This is a genomic window from Anaerotignum propionicum DSM 1682, from assembly GCF_001561955.1.
GTDB classification, from domain to species: domain Bacteria; phylum Bacillota; class Clostridia; order Lachnospirales; family Anaerotignaceae; genus Chakrabartyella; species Chakrabartyella propionicum.
Map to the genome: position 1 here is coordinate 2,960,257 of NZ_CP014223.1, position 18,434 is coordinate 2,978,690.

The 18,434-nt window shown below is 40.1% G+C and carries 18 protein-coding genes, 3 tRNA genes and 1 rRNA gene; 10 read left to right on the plus strand and 12 right to left on the minus strand.

Features of this window, described 5'->3' with window-relative positions; genetic code table 11:
- From CPRO_RS13935 to CPRO_RS13980, 10 genes are all read left to right on the plus strand, one after another.
- Entirely contained in the window at positions 1 to 480 is a 480-nt protein-coding gene (locus CPRO_RS13935) for a chemotaxis protein CheW (protein ID WP_236782358.1), read from the plus strand.
- A gap of 15 nt (positions 481 to 495) precedes the next feature.
- Positions 496 to 1,308 (plus strand): CheR family methyltransferase, encoded by an 813-nt coding sequence (locus tag CPRO_RS13940; protein ID WP_066053155.1) that lies wholly within the window; start codon positions 496 to 498, stop codon positions 1,306 to 1,308.
- Positions 1,309 to 1,338: 30 nt separating this feature from the next.
- Positions 1,339 to 2,385 (plus strand): protein-glutamate methylesterase/protein-glutamine glutaminase, encoded by a 1,047-nt coding sequence (locus tag CPRO_RS13945; protein WP_066053157.1) that lies wholly within the window; start codon positions 1,339 to 1,341, stop codon positions 2,383 to 2,385.
- A gap of 347 nt (positions 2,386 to 2,732) precedes the next feature.
- Positions 2,733 to 3,038, plus strand: a complete 306-nt coding sequence (locus tag CPRO_RS13950) for a flagellar biosynthesis anti-sigma factor FlgM (protein ID WP_066053162.1) — start codon at positions 2,733 to 2,735, stop codon at positions 3,036 to 3,038.
- Positions 3,039 to 3,060: 22 nt separating this feature from the next.
- Complete coding sequence (locus CPRO_RS13955) at positions 3,061 to 3,510, plus strand: flagellar protein FlgN (protein WP_066053165.1); 450 nt, start codon at positions 3,061 to 3,063, stop codon at positions 3,508 to 3,510.
- A 32-nt stretch (positions 3,511 to 3,542) separates the two neighbouring features.
- Positions 3,543 to 5,108 carry a flagellar hook-associated protein FlgK gene (flgK, locus tag CPRO_RS13960; RefSeq protein ID WP_066053168.1) on the plus strand — a complete coding sequence of 522 codons (1,566 nt, stop codon included), beginning with the start codon at positions 3,543 to 3,545 and terminating at the stop codon, positions 5,106 to 5,108.
- A 19-nt stretch (positions 5,109 to 5,127) separates the two neighbouring features.
- Positions 5,128 to 6,120 carry a flagellin N-terminal helical domain-containing protein gene (locus CPRO_RS13965; RefSeq protein ID WP_066053170.1) on the plus strand — a complete coding sequence of 331 codons (993 nt, stop codon included), beginning with the start codon at positions 5,128 to 5,130 and terminating at the stop codon, positions 6,118 to 6,120.
- Between the two features lie 36 nt (positions 6,121 to 6,156).
- Entirely contained in the window at positions 6,157 to 6,762 is a 606-nt protein-coding gene (locus tag CPRO_RS13970) for a DUF6470 family protein (protein WP_066053172.1), read from the plus strand.
- Between the two features lie 21 nt (positions 6,763 to 6,783).
- Positions 6,784 to 7,227, plus strand: a complete 444-nt coding sequence (fliW, locus tag CPRO_RS13975) for a flagellar assembly protein FliW (RefSeq protein ID WP_066053174.1) — start codon at positions 6,784 to 6,786, stop codon at positions 7,225 to 7,227.
- A 1-nt stretch (position 7,228) separates the two neighbouring features.
- Entirely contained in the window at positions 7,229 to 7,453 is a 225-nt protein-coding gene (locus CPRO_RS13980) for a carbon storage regulator (protein WP_066053177.1), read from the plus strand.
- 422 nt (positions 7,454 to 7,875) lie between these two features.
- On the opposite strand, the gene CPRO_RS13985 is transcribed toward CPRO_RS13980, so the two are convergent.
- The 12 genes from CPRO_RS13985 to CPRO_RS14035 all read right to left on the minus strand — a co-directional run bounded on the left by CPRO_RS13985 (position 7,876) and on the right by CPRO_RS14035 (position 18,355).
- On the minus strand, positions 7,876 to 8,691 hold the full coding sequence (locus CPRO_RS13985; protein WP_082754381.1) for a histidine racemase CntK family protein: 816 nt from the start codon (positions 8,689 to 8,691) through the stop codon (positions 7,876 to 7,878).
- Positions 8,692 to 8,703: 12 nt separating this feature from the next.
- On the minus strand, positions 8,704 to 9,465 hold the full coding sequence (locus CPRO_RS13990; protein ID WP_066053179.1) for an amino acid ABC transporter ATP-binding protein: 762 nt from the start codon (positions 9,463 to 9,465) through the stop codon (positions 8,704 to 8,706).
- 13 nt (positions 9,466 to 9,478) lie between these two features.
- A complete protein-coding gene (locus CPRO_RS13995) occupies positions 9,479 to 10,270 on the minus strand; it encodes an amino acid ABC transporter permease (protein WP_066053182.1) in 792 nt (263 codons plus the stop codon).
- Between the two features lie 104 nt (positions 10,271 to 10,374).
- The gene (locus CPRO_RS14000) at positions 10,375 to 11,217 is read right to left on the minus strand and encodes an amino acid ABC transporter substrate-binding protein (RefSeq protein ID WP_066053185.1); all 843 of its coding nucleotides are present in this window, start codon (positions 11,215 to 11,217) and stop codon (positions 10,375 to 10,377) included.
- A 470-nt stretch (positions 11,218 to 11,687) separates the two neighbouring features.
- Positions 11,688 to 13,250, minus strand: coding sequence for a DUF3794 and LysM peptidoglycan-binding domain-containing protein (locus CPRO_RS14005; RefSeq protein ID WP_066053189.1), 1,563 nt, complete (start codon positions 13,248 to 13,250; stop codon positions 11,688 to 11,690).
- A 524-nt stretch (positions 13,251 to 13,774) separates the two neighbouring features.
- Positions 13,775 to 14,278, minus strand: coding sequence for a signal peptidase I (gene lepB / locus CPRO_RS14010; RefSeq protein WP_066053192.1), 504 nt, complete (start codon positions 14,276 to 14,278; stop codon positions 13,775 to 13,777).
- 286 nt (positions 14,279 to 14,564) lie between these two features.
- Complete coding sequence (locus tag CPRO_RS14015; protein ID WP_066053195.1) at positions 14,565 to 14,783, minus strand: ACT domain-containing protein; 219 nt, start codon at positions 14,781 to 14,783, stop codon at positions 14,565 to 14,567.
- Positions 14,784 to 14,858: 75 nt separating this feature from the next.
- Positions 14,859 to 15,035: a DUF6472 family protein gene (locus CPRO_RS15630; protein ID WP_200777689.1), complete on the minus strand. Its 177-nt coding sequence runs from the start codon at positions 15,033 to 15,035 to the stop codon at positions 14,859 to 14,861.
- Positions 15,036 to 15,124: 89 nt separating this feature from the next.
- Positions 15,125 to 15,197: transfer RNA gene (locus CPRO_RS14020), tRNA-Val, on the minus strand.
- A 5-nt stretch (positions 15,198 to 15,202) separates the two neighbouring features.
- Positions 15,203 to 15,276, minus strand: a tRNA-Asp gene (locus CPRO_RS14025).
- Positions 15,277 to 15,313: 37 nt separating this feature from the next.
- Positions 15,314 to 15,386: transfer RNA gene (locus tag CPRO_RS14030), tRNA-Trp, on the minus strand.
- A 71-nt stretch (positions 15,387 to 15,457) separates the two neighbouring features.
- Positions 15,458 to 18,355, minus strand: a 23S ribosomal RNA gene (locus CPRO_RS14035).
- Positions 18,356 to 18,434: the final 79 nt, after the last annotated feature.

The window sequence follows — 18,434 nt, forward strand, 5'->3', positions numbered from 1 at the left end:
ATGAATATGGAAAAAAGTCTGACCCACGAACTGTTGGATGACGAATTTAACTTAACAGAGGCGGATGAAAACTTAAACAAATATCTTACATTTATATCTGCCGAATTGGTATATGGCATCCCAATCGATAATGTAGTTGAAATCATTACAAATCCGGGCATTACCTCTTTGCCCATGGTTCCGTCATATGTAAAAGGTATTATGAACCTTAGAGGGCAGATTGTCCCAATTATAGACATTCGCCAAATTATGAATAAACCCGTAAATGAGGATGTTGCTATCACATGTGTCATCATTTTGGAAATCGACTCAATTTCCATTGGCGTTCTGGTGGATACTGTTTTACAGGTAATCAATGTGACCAATAAGCTTTCCGACCCTCCTTCCAAAAATTTGGACTTTATCAATGGCATGACAAATCTGAGTGACGGAACCGTTATGTTCTCCTTGGATTGCCAAGGGTTGATCAGCAATAAATAATAAGGTGGTTAATCCATGAATACTTTAAACGAAAATGACTTCATCCGTCTTTATACTTTTATTCAAAAAAAGTACGGAATTAATCTTTCCAAGAAGAAGCAACTCATCGAGGGACGTTTGAATTCAACACTGCTTTCCATGGGCTTCAATGATTTTTCTGACTATGTAGATTTTATCCTGACTAAGTCCACGGAAAAAGATGTGGAAGTTCTGTTGAATAAACTAACAACAAACTACACATATTTTATGCGAGAGAAGACTCATTTTGATTTTTTTTCACATAATATCCTACCTTCTCTCGTAAAGAATAAAAAGGATAAAGTCTTAAGTGTTTGGAGTGCAGGATGTTCAACAGGTCAGGAACCTTATACTCTTTCTATTTTAATAAAAGAATTTTTGGGCAAGGATGCCCCCAATTGGGATACCCGCATTTTAGCAACGGATATTTCTCAAAAAGTTCTTCTGCAAGCGCAAAAAGGACTTTATCCCGGGGATTCCTTAAAGGATATGCCAAATGAATGGGTGCGAAAATATTTTAACCGTGTTGCTAATACAGATCAATATGAAGTAACCCCTGAATTAAAGGCGAACGTTATCTATAAAACGTTTAATTTAATGGATCCCATACATTTTAGAATTCCGTTTGATGTTATTTTCTGTCGGAACGTTATGATCTACTTCAATCAGCCCACAAAGGATGCTTTGGTAGACCGCTTCTATGATTCTACAAATCCTGGAGGATATCTTATTATTGGACTTTCAGAAACCATTAATAAGCATAGCACAAAATATAAATATGTTGTGCCTGCAGTATACAGAAAAATATAAGGAATTCCTAAAAAAGAAAGGTAGCTCTCTATGAATGAAAAAATCAAGGTATTGGTCGTAGACGACTCACTGTTTTTCCGAGGAGTACTTACAAAAAAGCTTGCTGAATTTGACCATATTGAGGTTTTGGGGTATGCTAGAGATGCCTTTGAGGCGAAAGAAAAAATACCCCAACTTAAACCTGACGTTGTTACGCTGGATGTGGAAATGCCAAAAATAAACGGCATTGAGTTTTTAAAGCAGCTTCTTCCGGAACGCCCGATTCCTGTTGTTTTGGTTTCCGCCCTCAATATCAGCGTGTTTGATGCTCTGGCTGCCGGTGCAGTGGAATTTGTGAAAAAGCCGGAGCTATCCAAATCCGACACCATTTCCGCCTTTATCGAAGAGCTCGCCGCAAAAATAACCATTGCAAGCCGAGCAAAAGTGACGCCGATAACAGGTACAAGTAAAATTTCCGCAACTGCAAAGCCAAGTTTTGCACCAATCAATTCGTCTAGGCTGGTAAACACAACAGTTATCGCTTTAGGCGCATCTACAGGAGGTACAGAGGCCACCATTTCCGTAATCAAGGATTTGCCGGAAGATACCCCGAGCATTTTGATTGTGCAGCATATGCCCCCCGGTTTTACTAAAATGTATGCCGAAAGGCTAAACCGCATATGCAAAATGGAAGTTCGAGAAGCCGTGGATGGGGATATTGTGAAAAATGGATTGGTTCTAATTGCCCCTGGAGATTTCCATATGAAGCTTGCGAAGCTGGGTTCTAATTACGTTGTTAAATGCTTTCAGGCAGATAAAGTAAGCGGCCACAGACCCTCCGTGGATGTTTTGTTCAATTCCGTGGCAGAAGTTGCAAAAAAAAATGCTGTGGGTATTATCATGACAGGAATGGGCAGAGATGGCGCCCAAGGGCTTTTGAATATGCGCCAACAAGGTGCATACACCATCGGACAAAATAAAGAATCTTGTGTTGTCTATGGAATGCCCATGGTAGCAAAAAATATAGGGGCTGTTATGATTGAAGCCTCCAATGAAAATATTCCCTTGGTTTTACGCAGGCACTTGGCCACCCTTTAACATAAAGAATAAGCCACTGCTTCCGCCTGAATCATAAGTTATTTATAATCAAAACAAGCCGAAAATCAGAGTCTCCGTAACGAGGAAATAGTCTGCGTTTTTCGGCTTTTTTATTTGCATCAAATTTTCAAAAATTATTGGAACTCATTTTAATAGATGTAACCTGTTAACTACTGTGCTATCAGCATCATACATAACTAAACAAATTTGCAGTTTAACAGAAAAGAAATCCAGATTATAATTTTTATCCAAATAATATTATTTATATAGCTAAATTGCCGATATAATTAAGTGAGTACAATTGTCAGTTAATATAACTACGTTACTATAAATAAGGGGAAATTTTTATGAAAGTCACCGGAAACCATTTTTTTAATCTGCAATCAAATGCAGCAAATAAAGATAAAAGCACCCATGTCTCCTCACAAAGCCCTTCTGTTTCTAGAGCCAAAAATTATGATGAAATTATAATCTGTGGTAAAGCTGAAACACCAGAACAGAATAGCTTTATTGACGCGCTGAAAAATAAAATTTCAAAAGAAGTAGCAGCGCCTACCTCTGAGGAAAAAATTTCTGATCTGAAGCAACAAATCGAAGAAGGAACTTATCAAATTGATATCGACCAAATTGCAAAAAAAATGCTGTTAAGTTAACTATTGAAAAGGACTGAAAAAAATGACAACCATAATTGATTTTCATAATATTGTGATTCATTTAATTGAGTTATTGGAAGCACTTATTGCAATCGAAAAGGATAAGCTGGAATCCGTTACTTCCAAAAATTTAGAAGCCTTAAATAACTGTATTAAGAATGAACAGGTTTTGGTGTTAAAACTAAAAGGGCTGGATAAAAAGCGGGAGCAAATCCTTTCAGCCTTGGGCTTTGATGGTCTTACTTACAAAGAAATTATATCACGCCTTCCTGCAGAGCAAAAGGAAGAAAGTAGTAAGCTTTTCGCAAAGCTTCAGAAAACCACAGATGAATTTCATGCAATTAACGACAGCGTGAAAATTGCTCTCGATGTTAATTTACACATCATCAACACGACACTTAGCAAATTAGGTCAAAACCCAGAAACCCAACAAGCACCCTCTGGGAATAATTTAAAAAATAGATTTGCTTAACTCTTGATTTATTACCAAAGGGGGAAAACTTCATGCGTTCTACGTTTGGCGCTTTTACTACCGCCCAGTTAGGCCTTCGCGCAAGTCAGTATGGGCTGGATGTAACAGGACAGAATATTTCAAATATTAATACAAAAGGTTATACAAGACAGGTAGTTGACCAAATCAGCTTAAACCTTCAAAACAGCGGGCGCTATGCAACTGTGGCCAATGTAGGTTATGGCGTACTGGTTACAGGTATTTCCCAAGTGAGAGACCCCTACCTGGATATCAGATTCCGAAACGAAGTGGCCAAGGTTGGCGAGGCTGACGTGAAATTGGGAGGACTGAAAGAAATTGAATCTGTTTTGGATGAAATTGCCACTGACGGTATTCAAACACAGCTGAGTGATCTGAACACCATGCTGCAAAAGCTGGCCGGACAGGTTAGCAGCCAAGAATATGAAAATATGGTTAAATCCTCTGCGGACTCATTGACAAAATATTTGAACCAATGCGCAAAGCAATTGGAAACCATCCGCTCCAATCAGGAATATAATCTGAAACAAGTTGAGGTTCCGGAAATCAATAATATTTTAAAGAATATATCAGAATTAAACAAGTCAATTAAGGATGGTCAAATTAATGGTACACCAGCCTTGGAATTGATTGACCAAAGAAACGTTTTGATTGATAACTTGGCAGGCTATATGAAAATTGACGTGACCTATGTTCCAACCAAAATCTCCGATAGTTTAACCATTGACGAATTAAAAATTGATTTGGTTGGTGCAAATAATACAATAAACCTCTTAAATCATTTGGACCATGTAAGCCTCGATATGCCAGCGGGAACAACCCAGCTGAATATTTTAGATGCTGAGGGAAATCCCGTTAAAAATAGCAGTGGAGCCGTAATTGGAACCGATGTTTTTAAAGAACTGACCAGCGGGTCTTTAAAAGGCTCTTTAGAGTTTCTGAATTCCAACGGGGCATTTGATACTAACAAAGATTCTTTTCGCGGTATTGGTTACTATCAAAAAATGTTAGACCTTATGGCAAATACTCTTGCTTCAACCTTTAATGATATTAATAATACAGGCCTTCCCAGCGGTACATTACATGATATGTTTGGTACCTCCGATGGTAGCACAACCATTACAGCGAAAAATATCTGTGTTGCATCAGGCTGGGCAAACTCTGAATATGGCTTAACGAAATCCGTCAATGCAGACGGTTCTACGCCTGCCTCCGGTGCACAGGAAAATATTCTAAAAATGATTGATGCCCTAAAATCAGATCAGCCTTTTATAAAAAAAGGAGCTTTGCCTGCCGATGATGTGACAATCTTTACTGGTACTTTTCACTCATTTGTTTCTAATCTGAATACCACATTGGGTATTGACATAAAATCATCAAAAACGCTATTGGAAAATCATGTGTCCGTTGCCAACGAAATTTCAAGTGCAAAAAATGCCATTTCTTCCGTTAGTTTAGATGAAGAAGGCATGAATTTGTTAAAATATCAAAAATCCTTTGCGGCTGCCGCAAGATTAATGACAACGCTAGATGAGGCCTTGGAAACCATCATTAATAAAATGGGCGTTGTTGGACGATAATGAAAAGGAGTTGCTTTAAATGAGAATAACAACAAATCAGGTTTTGAGCAATTATCAAACAAACCTCTCAAAGACTACAGCTGAATTAGATACAGCAAGAAATCGGGTGCTTACAAAGCGGAATTTCATGAAGGCATCTGAAGATCCCGCTTCCGCAGCAGTTGCATATAAATTAAGAAAAGAATATATCGAAACCGGGGATCATATCGAAAACGTAAAAGATGCGTCTTCTCAATTTGATGCTGTAGAGAGCAGTGCAATTGAAATGAGCACTATTGCAAAAAAAGCAAATGCTCTTATCTTGGAAGGTATTACAGGAACCACTAGCTTGGAATCAAGAAAAACCATTGCAACAAGCCTTAGACAGATGCAAGAATCCATCGTTATGTCTGCAAATTCAAAGCTGGGTGAATCCTTCTTGTTTGGTGGGCAAACAACTGACTCTACTCCCTTCGAAATGGTAGATGGAAAGCTCCAATACTTTGGGCTGGATGTATCAAGCACCGACCCTGCCGTGCAAACAAAATTAAAGGAAATGACTAACGCAACGGTTTATGTTGACTTAGGATTTGGTTTATCCTTTACCAGTGGAAAAATCGATACTAACAGTGCTTTTAATGTTGCTGTATCCGGTCTGAATGCCCTTGGCTTTGGTCAAAGCGATGGCAAGGAACAAAATTTGGTGAATATACTGGGCAGTATCGCCGATGAATTGGAAAAAGATCCTGCTGATTCCCAAAAGTTGGATGGACTTAGCAAGCAATTTACGGAATCATCAAGTAAGCTGGCAGACTTCATCACCTCTATTGGTACAAAAAGCAACTTTTTGGAATTGACCCAAACACGTTTGGAAGATAACCAATTTACATTAAATGAGAAAATCGTTTCTGTTGAAAATGTTGACTTGGCTGCAGCAATTACAGATTATTCCTGGGCGCAATATGCGTATAATTCTGCATTAAAGGTTGGAAACAGTATTCTTAGCCAATCTTTTATAGATTTTATGAGATAACAAACATTCAAATGCGTAGAAGGGAGGGCAAAAACGGTGGAACCTTTATTGAAAATCACCACGGTACCTTTAAAATTTGAAATGACAGTAAACAATGCACGTCTAGAATATAATAATTCAAACGCACAGTTGGAAATTTCCAGAGATGATGGCGGTTTGAAAATAAAAAGCAACCCCATTAAATTAGATATTGATTCCTTTGAATGTTATAATTCTGTAAATCCAACAGCAAGAACGAGCATTAAGGATGCCGCAGAAAAAGGTAAAATGGCCGCCTATGAGGCAACCGCCGCTTATGCAAGGGAAGGAAAACTATTTTTAAATGCAAAAATAGGTGAAGATGTCATTAGTAAAATTGCTGCTTCAAAAACAGAGGTAAACACCAACGTGGGAATAACCTTTACCCCTACCGCAAGGCCCGAATTGAATTGGTCTAAGCCGGAAATTATGATAGAATACCAATTGGATAAACTTAATTTTGACTGGAAGGTTATGAATGGAAACTTTGAGTTTATTCCCGGCAATATTGAAATTTCCATTACACAGCGACCGGATGTTGTAATTGAATACATAGGAAGCCCTATATATGTTCCGCCAAGTGCAGACCCCGAATACGTTCCGATTACCGATTTAAGAGCATGATTAATCAAACGAGGTGAATAAATGGAACTGGTAACAAAGTATTTTTCCAATATGACATATGAAGACAATGATGTTATTATTTTCAATAATGGGCTTTTTGGATTTGAGAAATATAAAAAATTTCTTTTAATCCGCTTTGATGACCATGAAAACTCTCCAGTTTGTCTTCAAAGCATTGAAGATGCAGATATCGCTTTTGTGATGATAAATCCCTATAATTTTATTCATGATTACAATGTTTCACTATCAGAAGCAGATATTCAAGATTTAAAACTTAAGGATGCGGACAATCTGACCGTTTATAATATTTGTGTCCTTCTGGACTCCATTCCCCAGAGCACAACAAATTTGAGGTGTCCTGTGATTGTAAATACAGAAACCAGATTGGCAAAACAAATTATATTGGAAAACTCGGAATATCCCTTTAAATACCCATTTAAGGATCTTATTCCTAAGGAGGGCTGATATGCTGGTATTGCAAAGAAAAATTGGTCAATCTATCTATATAGGCGAAGATATTAAAATCACCATACAGGATATTACCGCTGATAAAGTAAAAATTTCTATCGACGCGCCAAAAGATATTATGATTATGCGTGAGGAACTAAAGCTGGCTACTATGAGCAATCAGGAAGCATTGTCCTCCTCGAGTGACTCCGTTGCAATGTTAAAAAAGTTATTTCAGAAATAGTAACAAAAAGGAAGTTCTATTCGTTGAAAAATAGCCCTTCCTTTTTGGTGTGGATAAAATCGATACTCTTTGAAAAAACTCAGTTCCTTCAAGCTTTTTTAAGTTAGCTTAGGACAAATAAATGCGCTCCTGAGGGCAAAGGTATTGAAACGCCCTATTTTCCTCGAATGGGCAACGCCCAGCCTGCGGATTCCCATTAGGAAGGTCTGAAAGGGAAGTACTATTTATAAAAATAGCTCTTCCTTTTTTATTTTGTTTAAATTCTTGCCCCATTTATTCATGGGTATAACCATGTCAGTTTTTGCTCACTACGAGATTGCTTTTCAAAAATTCATTTCAAAAGCCCCCAAAGGAAGAGTAGTTCCTGATAAATGTAGAGAGACAAAATAAGTGTATCGGCTTTCGCCAATACACCCTTATCGTTAAATATATGCTTTTCCCTTAGCCACAATGGAAACGTGACCTGTAATTTGAAGCGCCGTCATCTTCCCATCCGTCATAACAACCTGTACCCCCATGGTACCTCCCGGCTGATTGCAATCTACGGAAACAGTACTCCTCGCTTGTATTGCTAAAAATATACCAATTGCAGAGGTGCCGCTTCCACAGCCCCTTTCCCAGATGAGGCTTGTACCTTTCACGCAAATCAGTGGCTCCAACTCTCTGGTTTCTCCATCCCACAGAAGGATTCCAAAAGCATCAGGCATGCTATCTGCCCATAGTGAAGAAGCCTGCTCCGCCTTCATTCTGGCATTTTCACCCCATAATTTACGCTCTACAATAATATGGGCAATGCCTTCAAAACGAACCACAGGGAGTGTGAACGCTTTACTTCCTATGAAAAATGTCTCCCAATCCACAGAAAAGGGCAAGGGCATGTCAACCTTCCCCAAATATCCCGACTCTATCTTTTGAATTTCACATGAAACTAAATTCTTGGCACCGGATACCTCCAGTAAAACAGTTTCTGTTGCATTTAGGGGCAGTTGCTTCTGCTCCATCAGGCAAGCCGCCAAGGAAAGGGTAGCATTTCCACAAAATTCCCCTGCCATCATGCGTAATGCCTTTGCCGCATGTTTATTCTTGGGCTCTTGAATAAAGCCCACCTGCTCCCCATAAATGCTATTGTAAGCCATTAGCTTTTCCGCCACCTCTAGATGTTGCTCCTCAGAAAGCGGAGTTTCCACTAAAATCGTCATATTTTCCGTTGGACTGGTTTTTATAAAGTCAATTTCCACAAAATTCCCACCTTACTGTTGAAAACGTCCCAAAAATGCTTTTGTTCTTTCCTGCTTGGGATTATTGATTACTTCCTCAGGTGCTCCCTCTTCCACAATCACACCGCCGTCCATAAAAATAATATGGTTGGAGACGTCTCTTGCAAAGGACATCTCATGGGTTACAATAACCATGGTCATATGCTCTGCCGCCAAATCCTTAATTACCTTCAAAATTTCCCCTGTCAGTTCAGGGTCAAGGGCAGATGTTGGTTCATCAAAGAACAAAATTTTCGGCTTCATTGCCAATGCACGGGCAATAGATACACGCTGCTGCTGTCCGCCGGAAAGCTGATGGGGATAAGCATCTTCCTTTTCAGAAAGACCCATCTTCGCCAAAAGCACCCTTGCCTCAGCAAAAACCTCCTCCTTGGGCCGTTTCCCAATTAGAATGGGAGGTTCTGTAATATTCTTCATCACAGAGTAATGGGGAAATAAATTAAAATTTTGGAACACAAGCCCAAAATGTTTTTTAATCTCTCTAAGCTTATTTTCATCCACATAGCTGGATACTCCATTATCGTCTGACTTAGCAGCATAGTTGCCCAGATAAATCAAATCTCCTCCATCCATGGTTTCCAATAGGGTTGCACAACGCAACAAGGTAGATTTTCCAGAACCCGATGGCCCAATAATTGATACAACTTGTCCCTCTGAAACAGAAAGGGAAATATCTTTCAAAACTTCATTATCTCCGAATTTCTTATTACAGTGATTTATTTCTAATACCTTCATGTTTATCCCTCCCTTAACGATAATAGCTCAAAGCTCTTTCCACCCGCTCCATCACATGAGCCACTACCGCATTAAATACAAAGTAGAAAGCACCTGCAATGAATAGAGGAATAATCGTGGTTTTTGCCGCCGCAATTTGCTTTGCCAGCGTAAACATTTCTGTGTAATTTAAAACAAAAGCCATAGCTGTATCCTTAACCAATGTAATAATCTCATTGGTCACAGGTGGCAAAATGCGCTTTACCATTTGAGGGAAAACAATCTTAAAAAAGGTCTGATATTTATTATAACCCAAAACTGAGGACGCCTCGTACTGTCCAACAGGAATGGATTCAATACCAGAGCGATAGATTTCAGCAAAATAAGCCGCATAATTAATTGAAAAACCAATTAAAACTGCAATCAGTCTATATTCTTTACTTAAGTTAATTCCAAAAACATAGTATGGTGCAAAATAAACCACCAAAAGCTGAAGCATTAAGGGCGTACCCCTTAAAATAGAAATATATATTTTTGCCAAAAACTGAATCGGCTTAAAGTTCCCAGTCCAACTGCACAAAATTCTTTTAATTGAATTAAATAAAAACAATAATTTTGTCTTGCGATTGTCATTGGAAATCATTCTCCCCGCAGAACCATCTTTTTGAAGCAAAAACCCAAAGGGTGTCCATTTTGACATGCGGGCAAAGGCCACCAAAAGACCTAATGGCATAGAAAACACCAATGTTAAAACAAAAATAAGCAGTGTTGCCAGCATGCCATCCCCAAGCTGGTATATGATATTGAAATATTCGGCCGAACCCATAAGAAAACCCCCATATTTTGCAATTTTTACATATCCTCGAAAAAGCAAGGATAAGCGTGCCGGATTTCCGACACGCTTGAATCACCCGTTTATTTTACACCAAATTACTTTCCAAGGCAAATCATTTGATCTAAATTATAATCCTTATAATTTGCTGCAATGGTATCAATGGTACCATCTTTTAACATTTCATATAAGGTTTCCTGAACCTGATCACGAAGTTCTGTGTTGCCCTTCTTAAAGCCCACCGCATACTGCTCTGTAGACAAAGGCTCCTCCAACTTTGCAAATGTATCTCCACGTGAGGTTAATTGATACTGCGCCACACCGATATCAACAGCAATGGCATCAATGGAACCGGCTTCCAAATTCATAAAAGCTGAATTATAATCTTTTGATTGTTCCAAGGAAGCAAAGCTTGCCGCTAATGCAAGGTTTTCATCGTTATCCTCCTGATTTGTCAAAGCAGTTAATGCAGAAGAATCTGCCTGAGTCATAACAACCTTTCCAGCCAAATCAGCTTTTGTTTTAATGCCGGAGTCTGCTTTCACTACAAAAACAATGCTGTTGTCTACATAAGGATCAGAGAAAGTGTAGCTATCCTCTCTGCCTGTCATAGTAAAGCCATTCCAAATACAATCAATGGAACCACTGTTTAGTTCCATATCCTTGGCATCCCAATCAATTGGTTGTTTCACCAATTCCCAACCATGACGCTGACAGACCTCTGCAGCCAAATCCAAGTCAAACCCAACATAATCTCCCGCATCATTACGGTATCCATAAGGAGGATACTCAGCATCAAAACCAACAATCAATTTTGTACGTTCAGCCGCTGTAGCATCTTGTCCAGGAGTTGCGTTGGCTTTTCCATTAGTGCTGCCACAACCCACCAACACAGAAACACTCATTAGCATTGCTACAAATATTCCCAAATATTTTTTCATACTACATTTCCCCTTTTTCATTTTTTCTACAACTAAGGCCTATGGCCTTAACTCTTTATTATATTATCACATTACCACGCTAAAGTAAAGAGCTTTTTCTCAATTTAACCCTTCTTTTTATGCAAAGCACAAAAAAACAGACAGTATCTCTGTCTGCCCAAAGATGGGACATATCCCATTCTTATATAAAATAGCTTTATTTTCTCATAAAACGGTGCATAACAGCTCTCTCTATGTCTCTTGATAAAAATATCCGTCCAACAACTTCCATTGCTGAGAAGGCCTTTTAGATACTCAAATTAAGTCAATCCCACTACGTCTTATCACAAAGTGTTTTTAGTTTAAGAAAGCAGGGAAATGATGCTTAAAATTACATCTTGTACGCCTCTTATATTTTTTCATATGCATCCACCGCCTAAAAAGGCGGTGGAATTCAAAAAAATCGTTGAAATAACCCGCATATAATACTGTTATCGCATCATTTTGATAATCAATAACTTCTGGCCTGGATAAATTTTATCAGGATCTTCAATGTCGTTAACCATTAAAATACGATCAATTGTGGTATCAAAGTGTTTTGCAATCTTCCATAAACTATCTCCTGGCTGCACAGTATAAATTACAGCGCCTGCCATAGGCTTTTGGGATATATCGGTATTTTTTAGGCGAATATCCGTAACAAGCTGAGCGGTTTCTTGTCTTTTCGCATCTGCCTCAAGCACAATAGATGCGTATAACTCACCCTCTCGATCGGATAAAATCTGAAAATCCATCTCCTCAAGTCTGCCTTTTGTACTTACCTCATCAGAGGGCATAACACCCTTCATTTCAATTTTTTGGTTAAAGGGAATTCCCTTATTTGCCATACAAACCGCATGATCATCCTCTTGGCATAAATACATAATCTCCACATTCAAAACACCCTCAACTTGAATCATATCTTCTTGGGGGCTTACGTCCTGAATATGTAGTGTTCCCCATGTTTTCCCTGCCTGCAGCATAGGAAGCTCACTTTGATCCAATGTAATTTTCTCTTTTAAAGAAAATTGATTTTTTGCTCTGCAAATGCAAACGGGATAAATCACGGTTTCCCGCATAACTTCTGTTTCCATACCCGGTGCATAGGCATCGGTAACCACAGTTTTCTCTGTTGCATCCCATGCTGACATCTCGCTCATAATAGATACATTCATATCTAAAATTCTAGGCTCACCATCGTCATCAAGACAGGTTTTAATTGAGGCATCGTCGATAGTTAAATTTACATCAACCACACTTTTTGGCGTAATCTTATCCGCTTCTAAATATCCGTTAAAAGGTATTTTTTCGCTCCATGAATGCACAGTTCCTGTCCCCTGGTCATCCGTATATAAAATATTAACAATAAGATTACTGCGAATCATTACCTTGCCATCCATTGGACGAACTTCTTGATCTGTCAAATAAAAATCGCAACTCAAAATCTCTCCAACAGCCGGTGCCGTTTGAGGTAATGTAATTTCCTCTTTCACCGTGAATCCTTCTTTTTTCTCAGCAACTACTTCCTCCATGCGAAGCTTACCTTCCAAAAAGGCCATTCCACCGCTGTCGCCAGGTGCAACAACATTAACTTTATGTACACGTTCTGCATTTGCTGTCAATCCAATGACTGCCTTTATTCCTAACTTTCTATCATTGATTACTTGGCAATCCAAATGTTCCAATGTTGTAGTTAGTTTTACCTGCATATCCTTTTCCAATCCATCCATGTAGATGATATCCTCAATGGGTAAACTGGATTTCATCGCATATACTGCATCGTCACCCTTTTCAGAAGAATATAGAATTGTAAGATCCAAGTCGCCCGAAACGTTGATGCGATCGTCCCCCACTCTTACATCCTTCATTTTTACTTTTCCATGGCAACACAAAACTTCATTTACGTCAGGCTTGCTGTCAGGCGCGATGATATCCCCTTCCAGCAAGATTTGGGAGGCTTGTTTCCCACCCTGCTGCTTCAATACAATTTCTTCTCTTTCCCATTCCATCGGCATAAAAAACCTCCTTCGCTATTCTTGCGGCAGTTTTCAGACACTGATTTCGGGCTTTTCCTTTTTTTCGGTCACCATCCACCCTTTGTCTATATATAAATATATTGAAATTCTTCTATTGTATTCCTAAAAATAAGGGTTTCCCATAAAAATGTTGTTTTACTTTTTTATTCTGTAGGGAAAAAGCGAAATAAAAAAATCCCATTATACAATGTTTGAAGAAAACATGTATAACAGGACCTCACTTTATTAATAAATTGTCTAGGGAGTGTTCATTCAATGGTAAAGGTTCAGAGTGAAAGATATTTCAATTGACAAGAAAAATCCAAGGAATACTGGCACCATTACAAGAAAAACTAGGGTTTTACTTGCTCGCTCATATAAAATCATTCCATTCATCTCAAAAGGAATCAGCCTTTATTCTTCCTATTTGCTTGATGTTGGCGAAAAAATCTTATTTCTAATCTCTCTTTGAACTTCATATTTTATTTCTCTGATGAAAAACCAAAGCAAAAGTACTTCTGGTTTTAAAAGCAGCTCAATTCCGAAATAGGAAACCAGCGAAATACAGCCTTTCCTGTCAAATCATCACAGGAAATCACACCCATTTGGCGGCTATCATAACTTAAATCTCGATTATCACCCAAAACAAACACGGTACCTTGCGGTATTGTCATATCCACAATACCCTTGGTAGGTTCGTCTATATAATCCTCTTCCAGTATTTTACCATTAATTTCAACGGAGCCATCAGGAAGCAGTCTAATATGATCCCCCTCAGTAGCCACAATCCTCTTTAAAACTGTTTTCTCCTTTCCGCTATCATTGTACTGAAAAACGATAATATCACCTTTTTCATACCATCCCATCTGAACGAAAAAGCGGCTCATACAGATAATATCACCATCATTTAAGGTAGGATCCATAGAACTTCCCTCTAGTTTCACTGGCCATAAAAAGAAAAATAATATCATTATGATAATTGCTGCCCTAACAATTACATTTGCCCAATCTTTTACAACTTCATTCAAAACTATTTACCTCTCTGTGCAATTATTTTATGATGACAAATTGTTACCTCTCTATATAAAAGTATACAAATTTCTCCAAAAATAGCAAGACAAAAGAAAAGGTAAATTTAGGAATTATAAAAAATCTGGAAAAGTTTGCTCTAAAATTTCAGGCAAAAAAATAAGCCCAAATTTTCAGGCTTAGGATAATCTTTAAAATATGCTTTTGATGATGATCTTTCCTCATAGAGACTTAGAAATCTTTTCTTATAATAATATTGTCGTTCATTATAATAGGATAACTATGCTACATCCTTTCCCCAAAGCTATATCCTTCTCTTTCCGCTAAACATGCTGATATTTTTGCCAAAATTCCTACCATGGAAAATTCCATTTGACCCACAATACGAAAACAGCACCATCCGTCTTCACGTACCTCAGCGTCTTTTGGTAATAGAGCCGTGGGGCAAACCAAAGAAAGCTCATGATCCGTTCTGGACCAAAAGCTAAAACATCCTAAATCCATTATTTCATGGACTTCTATCCATTTTGCCACTGAGAAAATCTATATTTAACCATTCCAACAACATTTCTTTTCCCCTCAGATTTGCTTTTGAACCGTTTTATATTCATTTTCCAAACGATAATAGGGACATTCACTATTTTCGTCCCTCAAGAATCGTTCCATTTCATCTTCATCTAAATTCACTTGGCAATAATATTCATCATATACTTCGTCATAACTAAAGTATAGACATGTATCACAATTTGACTTCATTTCCTTCTCCTATTTTAATATGATGAACTTATTTCTCATTTTGAATAAAAGTAAAAACCACTTCTTAAATTTAAGAAGTGGTTTAAATATGGGAGTTACAGGGCTCGAACCTGTGACCCTCTGCTTGTAAGGCAGATGCTCTCCCAGCTGAGCTAAACTCCCATAAACGACTCAGAAGGGGCTCGAACCCTCGACCTCCGGCGTGACAGGCCGGCGCTCTAACCAACTGAGCTACTAAGCCACATTAGAATATGGTTGCTGGATAAATTATTAAATGACAGGGGCAGAAGGACTCGAACCCTCGACATTTGGTTTTGGAGACCAACGTTCTACCGACTGAACTATACCCCTATAAGGTATTTCGCAAAGCGAAGATACACCTTCAAAACTGAATACAAGACATTTTATCATCAATCGAATTATTGGTCAAGCCCTCGGTCTATTAGTATTGGTCAGCTGAACATGTTACCATGCTTACACCTCCAACCTATCTACCTCGTTATCTTCAAGGGACCTTACTTCCGAAGAATGGGAAATCTTATCTTGAGGGCGGCTTCACGCTTAGATGCCTTCAGCGTTTATCCGTTCCATACATAGCTACCCGGCTGTGCAGTTGGTCTGCAACCGGTACACCAGAGGTACGTCCATCCCGGTCCTCTCGTACTAAGGACAGCTCCTCTCAAATTTCCAGCGCCCACAACGGATAGGGACCGAACTGTCTCACGACGTTCTGAACCCAGCTCGCGTACCGCTTTAATGGGCGAACAGCCCAACCCTTGGGACCTACTTCAGCCCCAGGATGCGATGAGCCGACATCGAGGTGCCAAACCTCCCCGTCGATGTGAACTCTTGGGGGAGATAAGCCTGTTATCCCCAGGGTAGCTTTTATCCGTTGAGCGATGGCATTCCCACTTATTACCACCGGATCACTAAGTCCTACTTTCGTACCTGCTCCAGCCGTCGCTGTCGCAGTCAAGCCACCTTTTGCCTTTACACTCTTTGAATGGTTTCCAATCATTCTGAGGTGACCTTCGAGCGCCTCCGTTACCTTTTAGGAGGCGACCGCCCCAGTCAAACTGCCCGCCTGACATTGTCCCCTATCCAGATAATGGACATGGGTTAGAAATCCAATGACATAAGAGAGGTATCCCACCGGCGGCTCCACCAAGACTAGCGTCCTGGCTTCATAGCCTCCCTCCTATCCTGTACATATATCATCGAATCCCAGTATCAGGCTGCAGTAAAGCTCCATGGGGTCTTTCCGTCCTGTTGCGGGTAACCAGTATCTTCACTGGTTCTTCAATTTCACCGGGCGTGTTGTCGAGACAGTGCTCAAATCGTTACACCTTTCGTGCGGGTCAGAACTTACCTGACAAGGAATTTCGCTACCTTAGGACCGTTATAGTTACGGCCGCCGTTTACTGGGGCTTGAATTCAAAGCTTCGCTTACGCTAACCTCTCCTCTTAACCTTCCAGCACCGGGCAGGTGTCAGCCCATATACATCACCTTACGGTTTCGCATAGACCTATGTTTTTGCTAAACAGTCGCTTGAGCCTCTTTTCTGCGGCCACTTTCGTGGCTCCCCTTATCCCTAAGTTACGGGGTTATTTTGCCGAGTTCCTTAACAACACTTCTCCCGTCGGCCTGTGGATTTTCTCCTCATCTACCTGTGTCGGTTTACGGTACGGGTACGTATAATACAATAGCGGCTTTTCTTGGCAGTGTGGATTCGGAAACTTCCCTACTTTTTTTCAGTCCCCATCGCACTTCATCATCAGAAAACGGATTTGCCTATCTCCCTTGACTTTGTGCTTAGCCGGGTATTTCCATTCCCCGGTTTTCCTATCCTCCTGCGTCCCCACAGTTCTGATTATACGTAGTACAGGAATATCAACCTGTTGTCCATCGACTACGACTTTCGTCCTCGCCTTAGGCCCCGACTAACCCTGAGAAGATTAGCTTTACTCAGGAAACCTTAGATATTCGGCCTACATGTTTCTCACATGTATCTCGCTACTCATTCCGGCATTCTCTCTCCTGTTTCGTCCACCATTGTTTTCACTTTGGCTTCGTCCTTGCAGGATGCTCCTCTACCACTTCCTACTCTTCGTAGGAAATCCGTAGCTTCGGTGACGTGTTTTAGCCCCGTTACATTTTCGGCGCAGGTTTTCTCGACTAGTGAGCTATTACGCACTCTTTAAATGAGTGGCTGCTTCTAAGCCAACATCCTAGTTGTCTATGAAATCCCACATCCTTTTCCACTTAACACGTACTTTGGGACCTTAGCTGTCGGTCTGGGCTCTTTCCCTTTTGTCCACGCGACTTATCTCACGCAGACTGACTCCCGAGGGTATCTCTACGGCATTCTTAGTTTGATATGAGTTGGTAACCTTTTTGGGCCCCGCGTCAGTTCAGTGCTTTACCTCCGTTAGACTCCTCTCGAGGCTAGCCCTAAAGCTATTTCGAGGAGAACCAGCTATCTCCGAGTTCGATTGGAATTTCTCCGCTATCCACACCTCATCACCACCTTTTTCAACAGATGTGTGTTCGGTCCTCCAAAGCCTTTTACGGCTCCTTCAACCTGGACATGGATAGGTCACCCGGTTTCGGGTCTACTAATACTAACTATACGCCCTATTCAGACTTGGTTTCCCTTCGGCTCCGTGGCTTCTGACCACTTAACCTTGCTAGCATTAGTAACTCGCCGGACCGTTCTACAAAAAGTACGCCATCAGGCACAAAGCCCTCTGACTGTTTGTAAGCACAAGGTTTCAGGTTCTCTTTCACTCCCCTCCCGGGGTTCTTTTCACCTTTCCTTCACAGTACTGCTTCACTATCGGTCACTAGGGAGTATTTAGGCTTGGGGGGTGGTCCCCCCGGCTTCCCACAGGGTTTCTCGTGTCCCGTGGTACTCTGGATTCTGTCAGCTGGCTCAAAATTTCGTCTACCGGACTTTCACCGTCTTTGGTCTGCTTTCCCAAAACAGTTCGACTATCTCTTGCCAATACCTTATACAGTCCGCAACCCCGAAGAACTAGGTCCTTCGGTTTGGCCTCTTTCCCTTTCGCTCGCCGCTACTTAGGAAATCGAGTTTTCTTTCTCCTCCTGCTGCTACTTAGATGTTTCAGTTCACAGCGTTCCCTTCCATACGCTATGTATTTACGTATGGATACTTGAGGTTTGCTCAAGTAGGTTTCCCCATTCAGAAATCTCCGGATCGATGGCTATTTGCGCCTCCCCGAAGCTTATCGCAGCTTATCACGTCTTTCATCGGCTCCTAGTGCCAAGGCATTCTCCTTGTGCTCTTTCTTGCTTGACCAGTTTTTTGCTTTGAATAAATTCAAAACAATAGCTTGTTCTTTGGAATGTTTCGTAGTAGCGATACTACGGTTTTGTTG